Source organism: Gracilibacillus sp. Marseille-QA3620 (genome assembly GCF_054950035.1).
Map to the genome: position 1 here is coordinate 2,218,258 of NZ_CM143102.1, position 17,874 is coordinate 2,236,131.

Below are 17,874 nucleotides of genomic sequence, written 5' to 3' on the forward strand. Positions count from 1 at the left end.
GGATAATGGTCTTAATCTGAACACGAATTTTCATTTTGGAAAACAAAACGGTGATGCCATATATGCGACAACAAGAAAGACGCTCGCAAAGAAATTTGGAGGGAGCATCGTCACATTTAAGGTCAATACAGATGAGTTTTTTCATGTAACGAATGATGAATATCAAAAGCTATACAACTCCATGGCAGAGGATCTTATTTTTCCTCACAAAACCATTAAAGAATATATGTATGATGCTTTATACGAGAAGATTCATAACTTGGATAATAAAAATCGAGTTTTTATGAAGAAGTATATCCGAGATTTAGAATACCGAATTGGCAATGTCCTGCAGGAACTCTTGATGATTAAAGGGTACAAGGGAATCGTTATTTCCCATTCGGATCACAAGGGATATTATGAAGAGGTCACGATCTATGATTTGGCAAGCATCACGTATCTCTCTTAATCGATGCAATCATTAGAAATCCAAAACGCTTCTCAAAACTACACCCTTCCAATCATCTGCTCCAATACTTTTATCTGCATATGGCTAGTACTATCCTCAAGGTCATGAATGACGCTCACATCAGCCATCCTTATGAATAAATCCCCTCAAAAGCACTTTTCCAGTGTTTTTTTGGTGAATGATTGTGTAACCAACAAAAACAGCTATCTAAAAACCAGATAGCTGCTCACATACTGCTATAGTCAATCTAAGAGATTTAACACAGTCACTTTCTCGCGTGTCATCGATTCAATGCTTGAGCGAATCCCCTGCGTCCCAGTACCTGAACCCTTCACTCCGATAAACGGAAAATGATCGGGTCCCCGCTCAGTGCGACCATTGATTTGTACGGTTCCGGTTTCCAGCTTCTCAGCAATCTTAAAACCCGCATTTAAATCAGCTGTAAAAATACTCGCCTGCAGCCCGAATTCAGATTGATTGGACAGTTTTACCGCCTCTTCATCTGAATGAATACGAATCACGGGCAGGACGGGTCCAAACGGTTCCTCCCAAGCTACCCTCATTTTCTCTGTTACATGATCAAGCAATGTCGGATAAATCAAATTTCCGACACGCTTATTTCCCGTAACCGTAACGGCTCCATTAAGCACGGCATCATCAATCAATGATTGAACAAAATCTGCTGATGAGTCGTCAATAAGGGGAACAATCGTATGATTGTCCTTTGGGGAACCGACAGATAATCCTTCAACCTCTTCTTTTAACAGGCGGACAAATTCATCTCCAATTTCCTCATGCACAAGAACTCTTTTAATAGCCGTACAACGCTGCCCTGAATAGGAATAGGCTCCAGCGATGATTTGCTTAACAGCATAGGGAAGATTGGCATCCCTCCGGACAATGGCTGGATCTTTCCCTCCTAGCTCCATAACGAGCGGAACCATTTTGGCCTTCTGGGCAATATGAATACCGTTTTGCGTTCCGCCAGTGAAAGAAATCATATTAATATCAGGATGTTCAACTAAATAATCACCGATGACCGCTCCTCTTCCTGTTACTAAATTTAAAACTCCTTTTGGAAGTCCAGCCTTATCCAGCGCTTCAACCATGAGGGTTCCGCTCATCGCTCCTTGTGTAGCCGGCTTGAAAACGACAGCATTTCCACTGATCAAAGCAGGGGCTATTTTAGCTGCTGCTAGGTTGACAGGATAATTAAATGGAGATATAGCAAGGACAACGCCAAGCGGAACCCGATGAATGATGGCGACCTTAGAACGCGTTCCTCCCGGGAAGTTTTCACCAAGCATACTTTCTCCATGCATATGTGTGGCCTCTTCAATTGTATAACGGATAAAATCTGCCGTTCTCTCCACTTCTTTTATGGCATCATTATAGGATTTTCCGACTTCCTTCATCACGGTTTCCGCTAATTCTTTTTTTATTTTCAATAATTCATCAATCCAGCTTAGCAGGCATTTGGCCCTGTCAAGGATTGGGGTACCAGCCCAGTCTTTTTGTGATTGCTTTGCATTCTGGATGGATTCTTCAATTTCATCCTGAAGCATGGCTTGCACCTTTCCGACTTCCTTTTGCATATATGGTGATATGATACTGATTGTCTCGTTAGATTTACTCCTTCTCCACTCACCATCGAGATAAAACTCATAGGTTTTCGTCATATCTAATCCCTCCGAAGCTAAGCCAATAGTCTTTGCTTTATCTTTTGCACGAGAGATTTTTCTATACATTGTTTGAATGGAATAGCAGCGAATGAGGGAAAATGAAGGTATCTCATTTGAAAGAGGCGGTTTATATGAGAACTTCACGGCCGATTTGGCGAAAAATCCTCTGGTCGCTTATAGTCGTTCTGGTTAATCTCCTAGCAGCACCGATTGGAATCTATTTTCTTTTTGCTTTTAGTCCAGGTACGGTGATCTCGAATTTGGATATTGTGCGGGCCGCAAGCTTTCTACTCCTATGCAACATCATTAGTCTTCAGCTCTTTATCGCCATTAGAAAGCGTCCGAACCCGTACACATACAGCGGTTTACTCCTTGCTATATTACAGCTGGCAGCTTGCTGCCTTTATATGAGTCTTTATACAAAAACCGCCTATGCCCTTTTTGCAGCAGCTATCATTCTTTCCACCGTCCTTCTCATCAAGACGATTAAACAGAAAGACCCAGCTATCATCTGACAGCTGGGTCTTTGCATTTTATTATTGAACGGCTTCAATGATCTCATTAATTTTCTTCGCTCCGAAAACCACATCCTGATCATTGATAATCATGGCTGGAACACTCATGACTTTGTATTTCGTTTTCAATTCAGGGAACTGGCTGATATCAACCATTTCTGCTTCAACGTGCCTATTCAAAATCGCGATTCTTTGTGCACCGACTACAACATCCGGGCAATAATGACAAGCAAGAGAGACCATGACTTTAATGTTAACGTCTTTATCAATCGCCTTAATGGATTCAACAATTTCCGCATCAAGAGCTTGACCTGGTCCCGCTTGGTTATAAATCGCTAAGATAAAGGAATTTAGCTCATGACCACCAGGAACACCGTGGAATTTCACGCCGCTGTATTCACCTGCGTGATTCAATAAAGCGACTACTGGATATTTATCTGCATGAATCATTTCTTCCACTTTCGTATTTTCGCCTCTTTTATGAAGCTCTAAATGCACTTTATCGCCTAGCTCAGCGATTTCTGAGAGAAAATCACGCAGTTCAACGGATTTTGGCATACTTTCATCCACGATGGATACGAGTGTAACATCCTGTTCCATCCGTTCAAATATACCCTTCAATTGGCCGCGAATCGCATCATTCAGAAGAGATGATTTTGACCCAGTTGAGGAAGCTTCTTTTGTTTCCTCTTTCTTGGCTGGTTTTTCATCCTCTGGTTCACCAACAATTCCTAAGCGTTCCTTCTCTTTAGCCACATATTTTTGAACATCTGTACCAGCAATGGCTCCATCAGCTACCGCTGTAATGACTTGGCGTAAGGATTTTGGACGAAGATCGCCAACTGCGTAAACACCCTTTACATTTGTACGCATTTCCTCGTCTGTCACAATATAACCGTGACGGTCCATCTCGATAATGCCTTTAAAAAGCTCTGTCTTAGGGGCATAGCCGACAAATACGAAAACGCCGAATGTGCTGTCTTTCTCATTTGCCTCGTATTCCCATTCTTCTTTCGTTACATTATTAATGAAACGAGCACGCTGAATCATGCCCTCACCTGAGACCTCAAGAAGTTCCGTATTGAATTTCACTTCAATTTGGTCATGGGCAAGCACTTTATCAGCAATGGATGGTGCACATGTAAATTCAGGTTCACGCGCAATTACAGTTACTTTGCTTGCAAAACGTGTCAAGTAGATTGCTTCTTCCGCTGCAGCGAAGCCCGCTCCGATTACGAAGACTTCTAAGCCTTCGAAGAATTCTCCGTCACAAGTGGAGCAATACGCAACACCGCGTCCGGTAAATTCAGCTTCACCAGGGAAACCAAGTTTACGAGGGCCTGCGCCTGTAGCAATGATAACCGCACGTGCTTCAAATTCACCATTCACTGTTTTTACTTTTTTGACATCACCATCAAAATCAACGCCGATGACGTCTGTTTTAACAAACTCAGCACCAAAATCCTCACATTGAAGCTTCATTTCCTCTGTTAAGGCTGGTCCTGTTGTTTTGCGAATGCCTGGATAGTTAACGATTTCATTCGTCGTTGCAGCTTGTCCGCCTGTATTGCCTTTTTCGAGGATTAAGGTTTTTAATTTCCCGCGGCCAGCATATACACCAGCTGACAATCCTGCCGGTCCTCCACCGATGATGATTAAATCATATATTTTCTTTGTCATTCATTCTCACCCTACTCTTTGTATTGAAAAGAGGCACTAATAGTTCCTGAGCGCCTCTTTCATTTCTCTCATTTATCTAATTAGATTTTTCCGATTAGGTCCAAGCTTGGTTCTAATGTTTCTTCACCTGGTGTCCATTTTGCCGGGCATACTTTATCACCGTGCTCTGCCACGAATTGAGCAGCCTGTACTTTACGCACAGTTTCTTCAGCTGTACGGCCGATTCCAAGGTCATGAATTTCATATGCCTTAATTTCGCCTTCAGGGTTCACGATGAATGTACCGCGGAGTGCTTGTCCTGCTTCTTCAATTAACACCTCAAATTGACGTGATAGTACATGCGCTGGGTCAGCGAGCATCGGGTACTTGATTTTGCCAATTGTGTCTGTCGCATCCGCCCACGCCTTATGTACGAAGTGAGAATCAGTTGACACAGAGTACACTTCACAATTGATTTCTTGAAGTTTCGCATAATTATCTTGAAGGTCAGCTAGTTCAGTCGGGCAGACAAAAGTGAAATCTGCTGGATAGAAGAAGAAGATAGACCATTTGCCTTTTACATCTTCCAAAGTAACCTCTTTAAAATCACCATCATGGTAAGCTTGCACGGTAAAATCTTCTAATTTCTTGTTGATTAATGACATATCGTAATTCCTCCTGATGAATCTGTTGAATGATTCTTACGTGTTACTTAATACTATTTTATAATAATTATTATCAAATAGTTTGTCAATCGTTTTTCTAGAATAATTATTAAAAACCCTATCATTATCCTCAATTACGATAGTTGATTGATAACGAAATAATTATTCAAATATAATTAATGGTTGGCTTTATCATTTCTAATCTGCCCAATCATCTGCAGTAATATGTCAAAATCTTTATCAGATATTGTTTCAATCCGATCAATTTGATTCTTTATATATTCCTTATGAGGATTCTTGTCCCCGCTTCTAATCAGATATGTTGCTACTGTCCCAGTAATCGTACCAATACAGCCGATTCCAAAGAACATAAGAAGTACGGCAACCACCCGGCCTCCAATCGTTACAGGGGCAATATCGCCGTATCCGACAGTGGTCGTTGTCACAATCGCCCACCAAATCCCTTCTGCAAAGCTTGTGATCCCCTCCTCCAAATAGGTGATTGGAATAGCAGAAATCAAAATCATGCCTCCGGTGATCTTCAGCATCTTGCTTAATCCATTCATCGTCAAAATCGCCATTAACTCTGGGAAATGGGTCCGGAGAATTTTCCATAGAACGACAAGGCGTAATAATCTGACAATCATAACCCCTTGGAAAACGCCGCTGACAGGGATTAGAGCAATGAGTTCAAACGGATGCCTTTTCACATAATCCCATTTGTTTTTCGATTTGAAAAATTCAAACGAAATGAGGATAACGAAGATCAGCCAAATGAACCGTCTTAGCCAACTGTAAATATGATGGGTATCTAACAGCAAAAACAGCGAAATAATTGCCAATGCGGCCATAAAAATGTCCTTTATGTATGATGTTTGTTCCTTCTTCATTGGCCACCTCCTACCATTTAAGCGTATAAAATCAAACCTTAACGATACAATGGAAATAGTATCTATTGCTGGGACAGATAGAAAAAAACCATCCCTGTTACAGGATGGTTTTAAGCAATCAAAGATCTTTCTCCATATAAAGGCGGTGTTCTCCTTCTCCGAATTCATGATGCCGGTATTCTACCTGGACAAACCCGCATTTTTGATACAGTTTAACGGCTGCCGTATTCGTTTCACTCACCGTGAGAGTCACCTTCTTGAATCCGTCATTTCGAAGCTCCTTCAGCACCTCTTCAAGAAAAACCGTACCGAGACCCTTTCCGTTCTGGTCAGAACGAACATAATACCCGAAAATATAGGCTTTCTCTGGATTTTCAAAATCACGGAGGCATTCACATACCGCTACCGGACGATCATCCCCGCTCTTCCGGTATAAAATCAGCTTGCCATATCTTGCGATAGGAACCAATGTCTGTTCATCCACCGCACCTAGCCCCGGAAAGGCATCCTTTTCTAACTCAATCATCATTTGCTGCTGCTCCGGCGTCAAATGACGCGGGATCTCTATATAATATTCGGACTGTTCAAAAGCCATCCGGCTCCCTCTTTTCTATTAAAAATATCAACACTTCATTGGCCACATGCCTTTTGGTATCCTCTTTAAAGGCAAATGATTAATTTGATTGGTCGCCACCCCTGGCGCATCCACATAAATGACCTGACTAATGAGTGGGTCAAAGGCTGCACGGAAATGATTTTTAGCCTTAAGGACTAAATACCGGTAATCCATCGGCTCAATTCCAATATGCCGAAACAACTCAGGATCATTAGCTGACAATGGACGACCAATGATGAGATAATCAATCTCCCCCGAACGGATGAAAGCCGCCCCTTGAGCATCCACCTTCAACCCATGATTAAATGGACCGCTATTATAAAATATACCGTTCGAGACTGCTATGACCTCTGCTGAAACCTTAATCGGGCTCCCGTATTCCGGGTATGTCTTACCACCGATCGATAGATTTAAATGGCTTCCCGTGCCTGCTTTAAGACATTGTTCCAACGTTCCGCTATCTGCGATTGGCCCGACAAGCGCTTTGCCGGGATTCTCCTTCAGGAAAGCTTCAATCAATAGAGTAGTATCCCCACTACCACAGCTTAATGGATTATCCGCTATATCTGCAAGTACAATTGGCTTATCTTCATCAAGGGCAAGTGCACTATGGATAGCTTCTTTAATAGAAGGAAGATTGACTAAAAACTCATAACGAATATCCCAATAATAGTCACTTATGCTTTTTGCCACAGTCCATGCTCGTTCCCTCTCTTTGGCGATGACCAAGACGGATGCTCCCGCATCTGCGACATCCCCATATGGAAATCCGCCAAACACAGACACAGCCAGGATATCCGGCTCTTTTTCATACTGCCTTGCAATGGTCATCATTCGCTGCATCGGTCCTTCGTCTGTCCTCATATTGATAGAAGGCAAAAGCATGGGGAGCTTTACACATACCGCCTCATACCGTTTCCTCTCTGCCAAGTGGCGGATCAGGGACATGGCCGCATTTCTCCCCTGTTCATACATATCGATATGCGGATAGGTTTTAAAACCGAAATGGTAAGGAGTCCAATTGGTCATCATTGGGCTGATATTCGCATGCATATCAAGGGTAGTAGCAATCGGCATTTCCCAGCCAGTCTCCATCCTAATTTCCTCAAGCAAGCTCAGTTCAGCATTTTCACCCCCCTCAACGACCATTGCTCCATGCAGGGCAAGCAAGATTCCGTCGAGTTCACCTGCCTTCTTGATTTCCTCAAGCAAACCCTCTTTGATTTGCTGATAGGTTTCATTCGTCACCACGCCAGATGGAACAGCGGCAGTACATTGCAGGGGAACGAGCATAAATCGGTTATCCTCCTGTAACACATCAATGAAACCGCCCACCTCAGTCTTCGTTCCGGTATAAGCATGAAGAATATCCTCTCCGGTGAAAAATCCCTCGCGTCTAAAGTCCTCCATAGTCGTTTTTTCCTTCGTGAAGCTATGGGACTCATGATAAAAAAAGGCAATGCCAATTCTCCATTTCCTCATCAAGAAGCCCCCTTTCATTCATAAGATACATAGATAGATTTCCACTCTGTCATACTATCAAGAGCATGATGCGATACTTCCCGTGCACCATTGCCAGATTGCTTCAATCCGCCAAAGGCTACGCCGATTTCCGCATTTGCTGTACCATTATTGATATAAACTAAGCCGCTTTCAATTTCCCTAGCCCCGCGCTTTGCATAAGAAAGGCTTTCCGTAAATAAGGAGGTCGATAACCCGTAAACGGTTTGATTATTGATTTGGATCGCATCCTCGTAATCTTTCGCCTCAATGACCGCCAATACCGGGCCAAATATCTCTTCATTCGCAATTCTATGTTCTGGCAATACGCCGCTCAAGATTGTAGGTTCATAGAAATACCCATTATGATTTGGAATTTGTCTGCCACCGCATTCGAGTCTCGCCCCATCTGCTAATGCTTCTTCAACAAACGAATGAACGATATCCAACTGTTGCTCATTCACTAATGGTCCAATATCAATCTCTGATTTCATCCCGTCCCCAATTTTCAGGCTTTTCGTTTTTTGGACAATTAAATCTAACAGGGAAGCCTTAACATCTTTTTCAACAATGACTCGGCTTGTTGCCGTGCATTTCTGTCCTGTTGTCGAGAACGCAGCTCGCACAATACAGGCAGCTGCTTTCTCTAAGTCCGCATCCTTAAGGACAATGGCGGCATTTTTTCCGCCAAGCTCGAGCGAGATCTTTTTCATATGTTTAGCTGCCTCGACCGCCAGCTCCTGGCCGACTTCGGTTGACCCAGTGAAAGAGACGGCAGCCACTTGAGGATGACTGGCCAAATGTCTGCCAACCTTTCCTCCAGAACCGGTAATCAAATTGACAACCCCATCTGGAAAGCCTGCCTGATGGAATATTTCCATCAAAACGCCAGCTGAGAGAGCAGTTTCAGAGGCAGGCTTCCATACAACCGTATTGCCGCTTATGAGTGCGGCACAAATCTTATAGGATGCCAATGCAACAGGGAAATTCCATGGTGTAATACAAGCCACCACGCCAAGAGGCTCCCTTACCATCGTAATATCACAATTTGGCATGCCGGAAGGGACGGTTTGGCCGAATAGACGCCTGCCCTCTGCGGCCATATATTTGCATGTCTCGATCACGACATTGACCTCACCTAAGGTTTCTGCCAGAACCTTCCCCATTTCCTTCGTCATCATCTTCGCCAGCTCTTCTTTTCTGCCTGCACAAATCTCTGCTGCTTTATAAAGATAGGCAGCCCTTACAGGTGCAGGTGTTCGCTTCCACTCATGATAAGCTAGATAGGCAGACTCTGCTGCTTGATGAACCTGGTCACCCTCTGCCATCGTATAATATCCAACTACCTCTTTATTGGCAGGATTAATGCTTTCTGAAAGCTGTTGACCAAACTTACTCTCCCAACGTCCGTTCATATACAGCTTTTGAATGATTGCACTCACTTTCTCACCCCTTCAAACGAGCTCTCCAATGGCACTTTCAAGAATTGATAAGCCTTCATCCATATCCTCTTTATTAATATTCAGCGGGAGCATTAAGCGAATCGTCTGGCCATGTACCCCGCAATTCATGATCAACAAATGCCTTTCCAAACACTTCTCTTTGATAGCCGGTACAATCCTTGATGCTATCGATGGCTGGAACTCAATGCCAATCATCATTCCCACACCCCTAATTTCCTTAATATCCCTGTACTTTTGCAGATTTGCCTTCAGGCGGCTGACGATTTTCTTCCCGAGCCTTTCACTTCGTTCAACAAGATTCTCCGTTTCAATCACATCAATGCTGGCAAGGGCTGCGGCACAAGAAACCGGGTTGCCGCCAAATGTAGAGCCATGTGCGCCTGTCGGCCATTTCTCATGAAGCTCGCGGCTTGCCACTATAGCTCCGAGCGGCATCCCGCCTGATAAGGCTTTCGCAAGGACAAGAATATCAGGAATAACACCCGAATGCTCAGCCGCAAACATTTTCCCTGTCCGGCCAAAGCCTGTTTGCACCTCATCGAAAATGAGAAGGATGCCGTGCTGGTCAGCAATCCTTCGCAAGCCCTGTAAGAATGAATTAGGTGCAGGATAATAACCGCCCTCACCCATGACTGGTTCAATCAGGATTGCGGCTACCCGTTCTGGTGAAATCCGCAATTCGAATAAGGATTGGAGCTGAGCAAGACTATAGCTTGCCATGTCTTTTGGCGGATTCTCCTTAATAAGCCCTGGATATGGATAGGTGACATGATAAACCTCACCAAGCAACGGTTCATAAGAGGTGCGGTATTTACTGCTCGAGCCAGTGACAGAAGTAGCACCAAGTGTCCGTCCGTGGAAGGAGCCGTCAAAGGCGATAATCCCCGGCCTTCCAGTCACTGCCCGCGCCATTTTCAAAGCACCGTCAATCGCTTCACCGCCGGAATTAGAGAAAAAGACCGTATCCAGATTGCCCGGTGTAATTTGAGCAATTTTTTCGGATAATTTGACAACGGATTCATAATATCCATAGTTCAAACCAAAATGAATTAAGTTTTCCGCCTGATGCTGAATGGCTTTCACCATGCTGTCATGGGCATGACCTAATCCATTGGATGCAACCCCTGATACAAAATCGATATACTCACTTCCATCTGCCGTCCAGAACCGCACTCCCTTTGCCCGTTTGATGACCAAATCAGTCACACGTGTACTAACGGGGGATATATGCTTCCTCGCAAGGCCTCTTAAATATTCCGTTTCCGCATGCTTCATATCATGTGCCCTCCTTCATGGAATCCATTAATGCTTGCAGCGCACTGTCCAGCAAGCCAACCAATTCATCGATTTCATCCCTGTTAATGATTAACGGCGGGGCAATAATCATATGATCTCCTGCATGCCCATTAACCGTCCCGCTCCCCGGATAGAAAACAGCTCCAAGCTCCATAGCCTTTTCGTTCAATTTCTCAGCGATTCGCTCATCCGGCATAAAGGGAGTTCCATCTTGCCGAGATGCAAGCTCCAGGCCAAAGAAGAGACCTCTGCCTCTTATGTCATAAACAATAGGATACTTTTTCTTTAAGTTTAAAAGGCCAGACATTAAATGGTTTTCCTGTTCATTTACATTTGCCAGGATATCATCTTTTTCATACTTCTCGAGTGCTGCAACACCCGCTGCGACCGTGACGGGATGACCGCTATAGGTGTACCCGTGCACAAATTTCCCATGACCGTTTTGGATGATTCCCTCCACTATTTTGTCATGCACAATCATACCCCCTAGAGGAGAATATCCTCCTGACACCCCTTTTCCAAAAGTGATAATATCCGGTATAACCCCATAATGCTCAATGGCAAAATGAGCCCCTGTTCTACCGAATCCCGTCATGACCTCATCAATGATCAAAAGCAGATCATACCGGTCACAAAGCGCTCGAACCTGTTCAAAGTAAGAGCTTGGCGGAGGAATAGCCCCTGCCTGGCTTCCTGTGATTGGTTCAGCAATAATAGCAGAAATTTGGCTCGGTCCAATTTCGAGTACGAGCCTTTCCAGCTCATGAACACATGACCAATCCTTATTACTCTTACATTCACTTTCTATTCTATTAAAAGGGCAATGAAGGCAATGTGGCGCCGATACATGCTGAAAAGGCAGCAAATATCCATTATACGGCTGCCTCCGCTTAATATCACCGCCTGCTGATAAAGAACCAATCGTATTCCCGTGATAGGATTGCCACCTGCCAATTACCACCTGCTTTTCCGGCTCCCCTCTGTCACGGAAATATTGCCGGGCAAGCTTAATGGCACTTTCATTCGCCTCTGAGCCCCCGCAGGTAAAGTACACCTTATTCAGCGGCGCTGGTGCCAGCTTAGCGACTCTTTCTGCCAGCTTATGTAAAACCTCTGTCTCAAAGCGCATTGTATGAACAAAGGCTGCTTTCTCTGCCTGCAAAGCCATTGCCTCTGCAATTCCCTTATCTCCATGGCCTAAATTGGCCGCAACCGCACCAGAACACCCATCCAAATACCGCTTTCCATCATCAGCATACAGATACACACCCTTGCCATGCGTAATGATTGGATACACTTTCGTTAGATCCCTGTGAAACACATAATCCTCCAACCGAAGCACCCCCATCTCCCCATTCTAAGTATATGCCGGAAACAGAGCTGAAAGACCGAACTTCAGGTAGATTTCAGATTGATGGTTCTCAGGTGATATCCATCCTTTGCCCACCCTTTCCCCCTGTTGCCTGGGCATTGGGTGGGTACAGCAAACCCATTATCGTTAAAAATTATCGATAACAAAAAAACCAAATCAATGATGATTTGGCGGTTAAACAGTTCGTTTATTTATTTTTCATATTCAGCCGATGCGGCTGTTTCTTTGATTGTTTCAAGGGTTTCTTCCATCTTCTTGAGTTTTCGATAGATGACAGAGCGGTGGATACCAAGCTTGTTTGCTGCTGTGGTCGCATTTCCATTGCATGAGGCGAGCACTTGTTCAATATAGCGGCCCTCAGAGATAGCGGTAAAGTCCTTTAAGCTGCCAAATTGCGTGAAATTATTTTGAATAAAATAATCAAAAGCAAACCAATCTCCCACTTCTTCGTCCTTTGAGTGGGCAATGACGGACGGGACGGTGAGAATCAGTCTTTCCATGTAATTTTTCAGCTCGCGGACATTGCCCGGCCATGAATGGGTTAATAGTTCATGAAATTCCTCCGCGCTGAGGATATATTCTTTATTGTATTTCTGATTGTACTCAGTGAGGAACTTGGATATCAAGCCAGCAAGATCTGGTTTCCGGTTACGGAGGGGCGGGATATGAATGGGAATCACATTAATCCGGTAATATAAATCCTCTCGAAACTTCTTGTTTTGCACAAGTGTCCATAGATCTTGATTGGTTGCTGCGATAATTCGTCCATTGACTGGGATTGGAGCTGTTCCCCCTACTCTCCTTAATTCATTCGTTTCGAGAACATGCAAAAGCTTGGATTGCATATCAAGCGGCATTTCAGAGATTTCGTCTAAAAATAAGACTCCATCATTGGCCAATTCGATTAACCCTTGCTTCTCTTTGACACCATTTCCATAGGCATCCTGCTCATAACCGAATAATTCGTATTCGAACATGGACTTTGGTATGGCGGCACAATTAATTTTGATGAACGGTCCATTGGCCCGATCACTTTTCTGATGAATATATCTGGCAATGACTTCTTTACCTGTACCGGATTCTCCGCAAATGAGCACCTTGCTGTCATAGGAGGCAATTTGCAGGCAGACTCGGAGGATCTGTTTCATTGCCAAGCTTTCAGCCACAATATCCTCAGATTGATAGGCTGTCTCTTGGTCAATTAATATGGGGCGTTCTTCCATTACAGAAATCTTGCCTTGCTCATCTTGTGTCCCTTTATCATATTTAGCTGATTTTGTTACAATCAACTGTACCTCTCCATCATTGCCAATGATGGGTGTAGCTGTCGAGAGGACATTAAAACCTCGATTGGTCAAGATGCGTCGGCTGATTGGTTCTTTTCGAGCTATCGCATCCAAGGTAATGGAATGATCATAATAGCCTGCTGTAACTAGATCTTTCACATTACTTTTCAAAAGATCATCAAGGGACATACCGATTGTCAGGGCTGTAAATTCATTTGAAATCAATATATTTCCTTCTCCGTCTGTTACAAACAAAGTGGAAGGAAAGTCTATCTTCTCATTGAAGCTTTTCGTTAATTTATCCATAGGCCATTATCCTTTGCATGCATCATTACTATCACAAGTATAAGTAGAAATCATGGTTACGACTATTGGAAATAAATGCTTATCCATTTAACGCGTTGATGCACATGAATTTTTTCTTCTATAATATATTTAGTAAAATGGAGAAAGGGATAAGCCGAAGATGACAAATCCCTTTTCCTTCTATTCAATTCATTATGCCAAAACGGCTTCTTTTTCTTCTACAAGCGTTACTTGTCCCATCTTTTGAAGGACTTCTTGTGCTTCTGTAAACATTTCAGTGATCATTTCTTCGACTGTTGTTAACTCATTGCACATGCCGCAGATTTGACCTGCCATAACAGATCCATTGTCTGTATCTCCCTCAAGGACAGCCTTACGCAAAGAGCCTAAAGAAAGCTTTTCTAATTCATCACGGGAAGCATTTTGCTGCTCGAGCTTCAAGAATTCCATGATCATGCTGTTTTTAATGCTTCGTACAGGGCCGCCAAGGCTGCGTCCAGTTACCATTGTGCATTGATCGTCTGCATCAAGAACAGCTTGTTTGAAGTTTTCATGTACAGGGCATTCAATTGTCGTCAAGAAGCGAGTACCAACTTGCACGCCTTGTGCACCTAGGGCAAAGGCTGCTGCAATACCGCGTCCATCTGCAATACCACCTGCTGCAATAACTGGAATAGAAACGGCGCTCACAACTTGAGGAAGTAAGGCCATTGTTGTTGTCTCACCCACATGACCGCCTGCTTCTGTTCCTTCTGCAACGATTGCATCAACTCCAAGAGCTTCCATTTTCTTCGCGATTTTCACAGATGGAACAACAGGGATGACTTTAATTCCATTCGCTTTGAATGTTTCCATGTACGGAGCAGGTGTACCCGCACCAGTTGTAACGATTTTTACGCCTTCTTCTACAATGACATCCACTAATTCCGGAATATTGTGCATCATCAGCATAAGGTTTACGGCGAATGGTTTATCCGTAATTTCTTTCGTTTTGCGAATTTCTTCACGAAGGCGGTCAGCTGTGAATCCGCCAGAACCGATGATGCCTATTCCTCCTGCATTAGAGACAGCACCTACAAGCGGAGCTAGCGCGATTTGTGCCATTGCTCCTTGGAAAATAGGATATTTGATACCTAGTAATTTTGTAATGGTCATTTTTATTTCCTCCTATAATATTAATTAAGCTGCTTCTGTTGTTTTTGCCATGTCAGCGGCATGTTTTTTCTCAAGAGATTGATAGACGAATGTCAAAGCAAGACCGACAAGCGAGATAGCTAAAGCGATATAGAAAGCCTTCGTGAACATGCCATCATTGGCAGCCGCTACACTTGCTGCAATACGCGGTCCGAAGAAGGCTGCACCGGAGTAGCCGATAAAGGTAACTCCATAGTTAACACCATAGTATTTCATACCGAATTTCTCACCAACAATGGACGGGAAGATTCCCATCGTTCCGCCAAAGCAAAGACCGATTCCAACAATGGCTGTTACAAATCCTAATACAGATGTAGAAAGGGCAATCGTTAACATCATTGCCGAAATGACGAGATAGATCATCATCAAGCATTTAACGCGGCCGATGCGGTCAGATACCGCTCCCCAGAATACACGGCCAACACAGTTGGAGAAGCTGTAAAGACTAACATAAAGAGCTGCTGTTGCTGCAGATAAACCAAACATCGTTTGTCCGATAACAGATGCATTGGACGTAACCATCATTCCGGATAATGCGCCAATCAAGAATAGAGAAGCAATAACATAGAAGATTGGTTTCTTGATCATTTCTGTCCAAGGGATATTCACGCCGCCTTTTTTTGCCGCAGCAGGCGGAATCCAGCCTTCTGGAATATAGCCGACTGGTGCAGCCTTAAACACTACGCTCGCTCCAAGGATGATGACCAAGAAGGCAGCGCCAAGAATCATGAACGCAGCTTGTACACCATAGCTTGCAATAAGAGAGTTGGCAATTGGTGAGATAAAGATTGTACCGCCGCCATATCCAGCTGTTACAATGCCGGCAGCAAGTCCACGCTTATCAGGGAATAACTTCGCTGTGTTTCCAATGGTTGAAGAATACACAATTCCTTGCCCCATTCCGGCAATTAAGCCGTATGTAATGTAAAGCATCCATGGAGCAGTAGCAAAACCTGAGAGAATGAATCCAAGACCAAATAAAGATCCACCAATAATGATGGCTATTTTCGCCATTCCTTTGTCATTTAATTTCCCGCCAAGGATCATCGGGATTGGAGAGATAGCGGCATTGATTGTGAAAGCCATCATAATGTCGCCCATAGTGGCATCAAACACTGCCGTCAAAGGCAAGGCAAAAATACTGAATGCATACACAGCTCCCACACATAAGTTAATGAGAGTCGATGCCCATAAAATCGACCAACGATTTAAAGATGTGTTCATTTTCTGTAATTCCTTCCTTATTCACTTATTTATCTGCTGGCAATGCTCTTCCTTACCTCCATTGCCAGCCATTTTTCTCTTCTTGTCTAACCTTAAGCCAAAACGCCTTCTGGCTTGGTCCCGTTAGCTGAAACGATGTCTTTCAATTTGCCCCATTGTTCCTCAAACATGCCTGGGTCCATTTCCTTCAAGTCTTCCGCAATGGCAGGAGTGAATTCCATTTGATCCAGGATATGTGTTTTGAGATCAACACCAGGTGCAATTTCTGTCAGGGTAAGTTTACCGTCAATCAATTCGAATACGGCACGTTCTGTTACATAGATGACAGGCTGCTTAATTTCAGATGCATATTTACCGCTGAAGGTGATTTGCTGTACTTGCTTAATGAATTTCTTTGCTTTACCTTCCTGGATGATATGCAATTTACCGTCTGATACTTTTACCTCTAAACCGCCTGCTGTAAAGGTGCCGGCAAAGACGAGCTTTTTCGCTGCTTGGGAAATATTAATGAATCCGCCGCAACCGGCTACTCTTGTACCAAATTTACTTACGTTTACATTACCGAATTGATCCGTTTGAGCTAATCCAAGAACTGATAAGTCGATTCCACCGCCGTCATAGAAATCAAATTGAGCATGGTGATCGACAATCGCTTCACTGTTATAGGCATGACCGAAATCCTTCAAACCTGCCGGAACACCACCAATGGAGCCTGCTTCTGTCGTGAGAATTAATTGGTCGCTTACCCCTTCCTCCGCAGACACAGTGGACACATTAACAGGAATACCTACACCAAGATTAAGAATGGTATTTGGCACAAGTTCAGCAGCTGAACGACGTGCGATAACCTTTCTCTCATCAAGTGGAAGGGCAGGCACACTTTCCAATGGCACTTTAATATGGCCTGAGAAAGCTGGGTTATACTGAGTGTTTTCTGTTTGGAAGTGATTTTCCGGTTTAGCCACGACAATGTGGTCAACAAGGATTCCAGGTACGGCAATATCCTTAGGGTTTAATGTTCCTGCTTTTGCCACAGACTCAACTTGTGCAATGACAATGCCTCCGGAGTTACGGGCTGCTTGAGCAATTGGGAGCACCTCCATATGAAGACCTTCCTTCTCAAGCGTAAGGTTGCCGTTTTCATCTGCGACTGTCCCTCTGATCAATGCAACATTGATTGGGAATGATTTATAGAACAACCACTCTTCACCGTCAAGCTCTACCACTTTAACGATATCCTCTTTCGTAGATGGGGACATTTTGGCTCCCTCAACACGCGGGTCTACAAATGTACCCATGCCGACCTTTGTAATTACACCTGGTCGTTTTGCTGCAATTTCTCGGTATAGTTGAGTGATAACTCCTTGAGGAAGGTTATAAGCCTCACATTTATCCTCTTCAATTAATTTCGCCATTCCTGGAGAAGCAATTGCGATTCCCCCGATCCAGCGTTTAATGAGACCCTCATGACCAAGATGGCTCATCCCTTTGTCACGGCGGTTACCGACTGCACTCGCATGCATGACTGTTAAATTTTGAGGATGTCCTGTGTTAAGAAAACGTTCCTCAATTGAAATGCCCATTTCCTCTGCCCAGCAGGATAACCCAAAACCACTTGCAGCAACCGTGTCCCCATCTTTAATGAGCTCGGCTGCGCTTGCCGCTGAAATCACCTTCGACATACAAACACTCCTTTATGTAGTAAAAATATTATTGTGAATTTATTCACATATTAGCCCAAAAAAATATTCAGCCTTT

Annotated in this window: 15 protein-coding genes; 2 read left to right on the plus strand and 13 right to left on the minus strand. The window is 43.8% G+C overall.

Features of this window, described 5'->3' with window-relative positions:
• Positions 1-181 precede the first annotated feature (181 nt).
• Complete coding sequence (locus tag ACY8DX_RS11245) at positions 182-448, plus strand: hypothetical protein (RefSeq protein WP_462405149.1); 267 nt, start codon at positions 182-184, stop codon at positions 446-448.
• A gap of 242 nt (positions 449-690) precedes the next feature.
• Here ACY8DX_RS11245 and ACY8DX_RS11250 read toward each other — a convergent pair whose 3' ends face one another.
• On the minus strand, positions 691-2,127 hold the full coding sequence (locus ACY8DX_RS11250) for an NADP-dependent glyceraldehyde-3-phosphate dehydrogenase (protein ID WP_049670844.1): 1,437 nt from the start codon (positions 2,125-2,127) through the stop codon (positions 691-693).
• A 134-nt stretch (positions 2,128-2,261) separates the two neighbouring features.
• On the opposite strand from ACY8DX_RS11250, the gene ACY8DX_RS11255 reads away from it, so the two are divergent.
• A complete protein-coding gene (locus ACY8DX_RS11255; RefSeq protein WP_462405150.1) occupies positions 2,262-2,645 on the plus strand; it encodes a hypothetical protein in 384 nt (127 codons plus the stop codon).
• A 21-nt stretch (positions 2,646-2,666) separates the two neighbouring features.
• On the opposite strand, the gene ACY8DX_RS11260 is transcribed toward ACY8DX_RS11255, so the two are convergent.
• The 12 genes from ACY8DX_RS11260 to ACY8DX_RS11315 form a co-directional block, all read right to left on the minus strand.
• The gene (locus tag ACY8DX_RS11260) at positions 2,667-4,325 is read right to left on the minus strand and encodes an FAD-dependent oxidoreductase (RefSeq protein ID WP_462405151.1); all 1,659 of its coding nucleotides are present in this window, start codon (positions 4,323-4,325) and stop codon (positions 2,667-2,669) included.
• Positions 4,326-4,405: 80 nt separating this feature from the next.
• A complete protein-coding gene (ahpC, locus tag ACY8DX_RS11265) occupies positions 4,406-4,969 on the minus strand; it encodes an alkyl hydroperoxide reductase subunit C (RefSeq protein ID WP_049670841.1) in 564 nt (187 codons plus the stop codon).
• A gap of 176 nt (positions 4,970-5,145) precedes the next feature.
• Positions 5,146-5,859 carry a potassium channel family protein gene (locus ACY8DX_RS11270; RefSeq protein ID WP_462405152.1) on the minus strand — a complete coding sequence of 238 codons (714 nt, stop codon included), beginning with the start codon at positions 5,857-5,859 and terminating at the stop codon, positions 5,146-5,148.
• 118 nt (positions 5,860-5,977) lie between these two features.
• Positions 5,978-6,454, minus strand: coding sequence for a GNAT family N-acetyltransferase (locus ACY8DX_RS11275; protein ID WP_049670839.1), 477 nt, complete (start codon positions 6,452-6,454; stop codon positions 5,978-5,980).
• A 27-nt stretch (positions 6,455-6,481) separates the two neighbouring features.
• The gene (locus ACY8DX_RS11280; protein WP_462405153.1) at positions 6,482-7,957 is read right to left on the minus strand and encodes a M81 family metallopeptidase; all 1,476 of its coding nucleotides are present in this window, start codon (positions 7,955-7,957) and stop codon (positions 6,482-6,484) included.
• 14 nt (positions 7,958-7,971) lie between these two features.
• A complete protein-coding gene (locus tag ACY8DX_RS11285) occupies positions 7,972-9,417 on the minus strand; it encodes an aldehyde dehydrogenase family protein (RefSeq protein ID WP_462405154.1) in 1,446 nt (481 codons plus the stop codon).
• A 12-nt stretch (positions 9,418-9,429) separates the two neighbouring features.
• Positions 9,430-10,713, minus strand: coding sequence for an aspartate aminotransferase family protein (locus ACY8DX_RS11290; RefSeq protein ID WP_462405155.1), 1,284 nt, complete (start codon positions 10,711-10,713; stop codon positions 9,430-9,432).
• Position 10,714: 1 nt separating this feature from the next.
• Positions 10,715-12,055 carry an aminotransferase family protein gene (locus tag ACY8DX_RS11295; RefSeq protein WP_462405156.1) on the minus strand — a complete coding sequence of 447 codons (1,341 nt, stop codon included), beginning with the start codon at positions 12,053-12,055 and terminating at the stop codon, positions 10,715-10,717.
• Between the two features lie 242 nt (positions 12,056-12,297).
• A complete protein-coding gene (locus tag ACY8DX_RS11300) occupies positions 12,298-13,698 on the minus strand; it encodes a sigma-54 interaction domain-containing protein (RefSeq protein WP_462405157.1) in 1,401 nt (466 codons plus the stop codon).
• Between the two features lie 192 nt (positions 13,699-13,890).
• Positions 13,891-14,853 (minus strand): DUF561 domain-containing protein, encoded by a 963-nt coding sequence (locus tag ACY8DX_RS11305; RefSeq protein ID WP_462405158.1) that lies wholly within the window; start codon positions 14,851-14,853, stop codon positions 13,891-13,893.
• A 24-nt stretch (positions 14,854-14,877) separates the two neighbouring features.
• Entirely contained in the window at positions 14,878-16,116 is a 1,239-nt protein-coding gene (locus ACY8DX_RS11310; RefSeq protein WP_049670832.1) for an L-lactate MFS transporter, read from the minus strand.
• A 92-nt stretch (positions 16,117-16,208) separates the two neighbouring features.
• Positions 16,209-17,798 carry an acyl CoA:acetate/3-ketoacid CoA transferase gene (locus tag ACY8DX_RS11315; protein ID WP_462405159.1) on the minus strand — a complete coding sequence of 530 codons (1,590 nt, stop codon included), beginning with the start codon at positions 17,796-17,798 and terminating at the stop codon, positions 16,209-16,211.
• Between the last annotated feature and the right edge of the window lie 76 nt (positions 17,799-17,874).

Bases quoted from the DNA above. Each gene is read 5' to 3' on its own strand.
- ACY8DX_RS11315 (WP_462405159.1), bottom strand. From the start codon at position 17,798: ATGTCGAAGGTGATTTCAGCGGCAAGCGCAGCCGAGCTCATTAAAGAT.
- ACY8DX_RS11300 (WP_462405157.1), bottom strand. From the start codon at position 13,698: ATGGATAAATTAACGAAAAGCTTCAATGAGAAGATAGACTTTCCTTCC.
- ACY8DX_RS11260 (WP_462405151.1), bottom strand. From the start codon at position 4,325: ATGACAAAGAAAATATATGATTTAATCATCATCGGTGGAGGACCGGCA.
- ahpC (WP_049670841.1), bottom strand. From the start codon at position 4,969: ATGTCATTAATCAACAAGAAATTAGAAGATTTTACCGTGCAAGCTTAC.
- ACY8DX_RS11245 (WP_462405149.1), top strand. From the start codon at position 182: ATGGCAGAGGATCTTATTTTTCCTCACAAAACCATTAAAGAATATATG.
- ACY8DX_RS11275 (WP_049670839.1), bottom strand. From the start codon at position 6,454: ATGGCTTTTGAACAGTCCGAATATTATATAGAGATCCCGCGTCATTTG.
- ACY8DX_RS11310 (WP_049670832.1), bottom strand. From the start codon at position 16,116: ATGAACACATCTTTAAATCGTTGGTCGATTTTATGGGCATCGACTCTC.
- ACY8DX_RS11305 (WP_462405158.1), bottom strand. From the start codon at position 14,853: ATGACCATTACAAAATTACTAGGTATCAAATATCCTATTTTCCAAGGA.
- ACY8DX_RS11280 (WP_462405153.1), bottom strand. From the start codon at position 7,957: ATGAGGAAATGGAGAATTGGCATTGCCTTTTTTTATCATGAGTCCCAT.
- ACY8DX_RS11250 (WP_049670844.1), bottom strand. From the start codon at position 2,127: ATGACGAAAACCTATGAGTTTTATCTCGATGGTGAGTGGAGAAGGAGT.
- ACY8DX_RS11255 (WP_462405150.1), top strand. From the start codon at position 2,262: ATGAGAACTTCACGGCCGATTTGGCGAAAAATCCTCTGGTCGCTTATA.
- ACY8DX_RS11270 (WP_462405152.1), bottom strand. From the start codon at position 5,859: ATGAAGAAGGAACAAACATCATACATAAAGGACATTTTTATGGCCGCA.
- ACY8DX_RS11290 (WP_462405155.1), bottom strand. From the start codon at position 10,713: ATGAAGCATGCGGAAACGGAATATTTAAGAGGCCTTGCGAGGAAGCAT.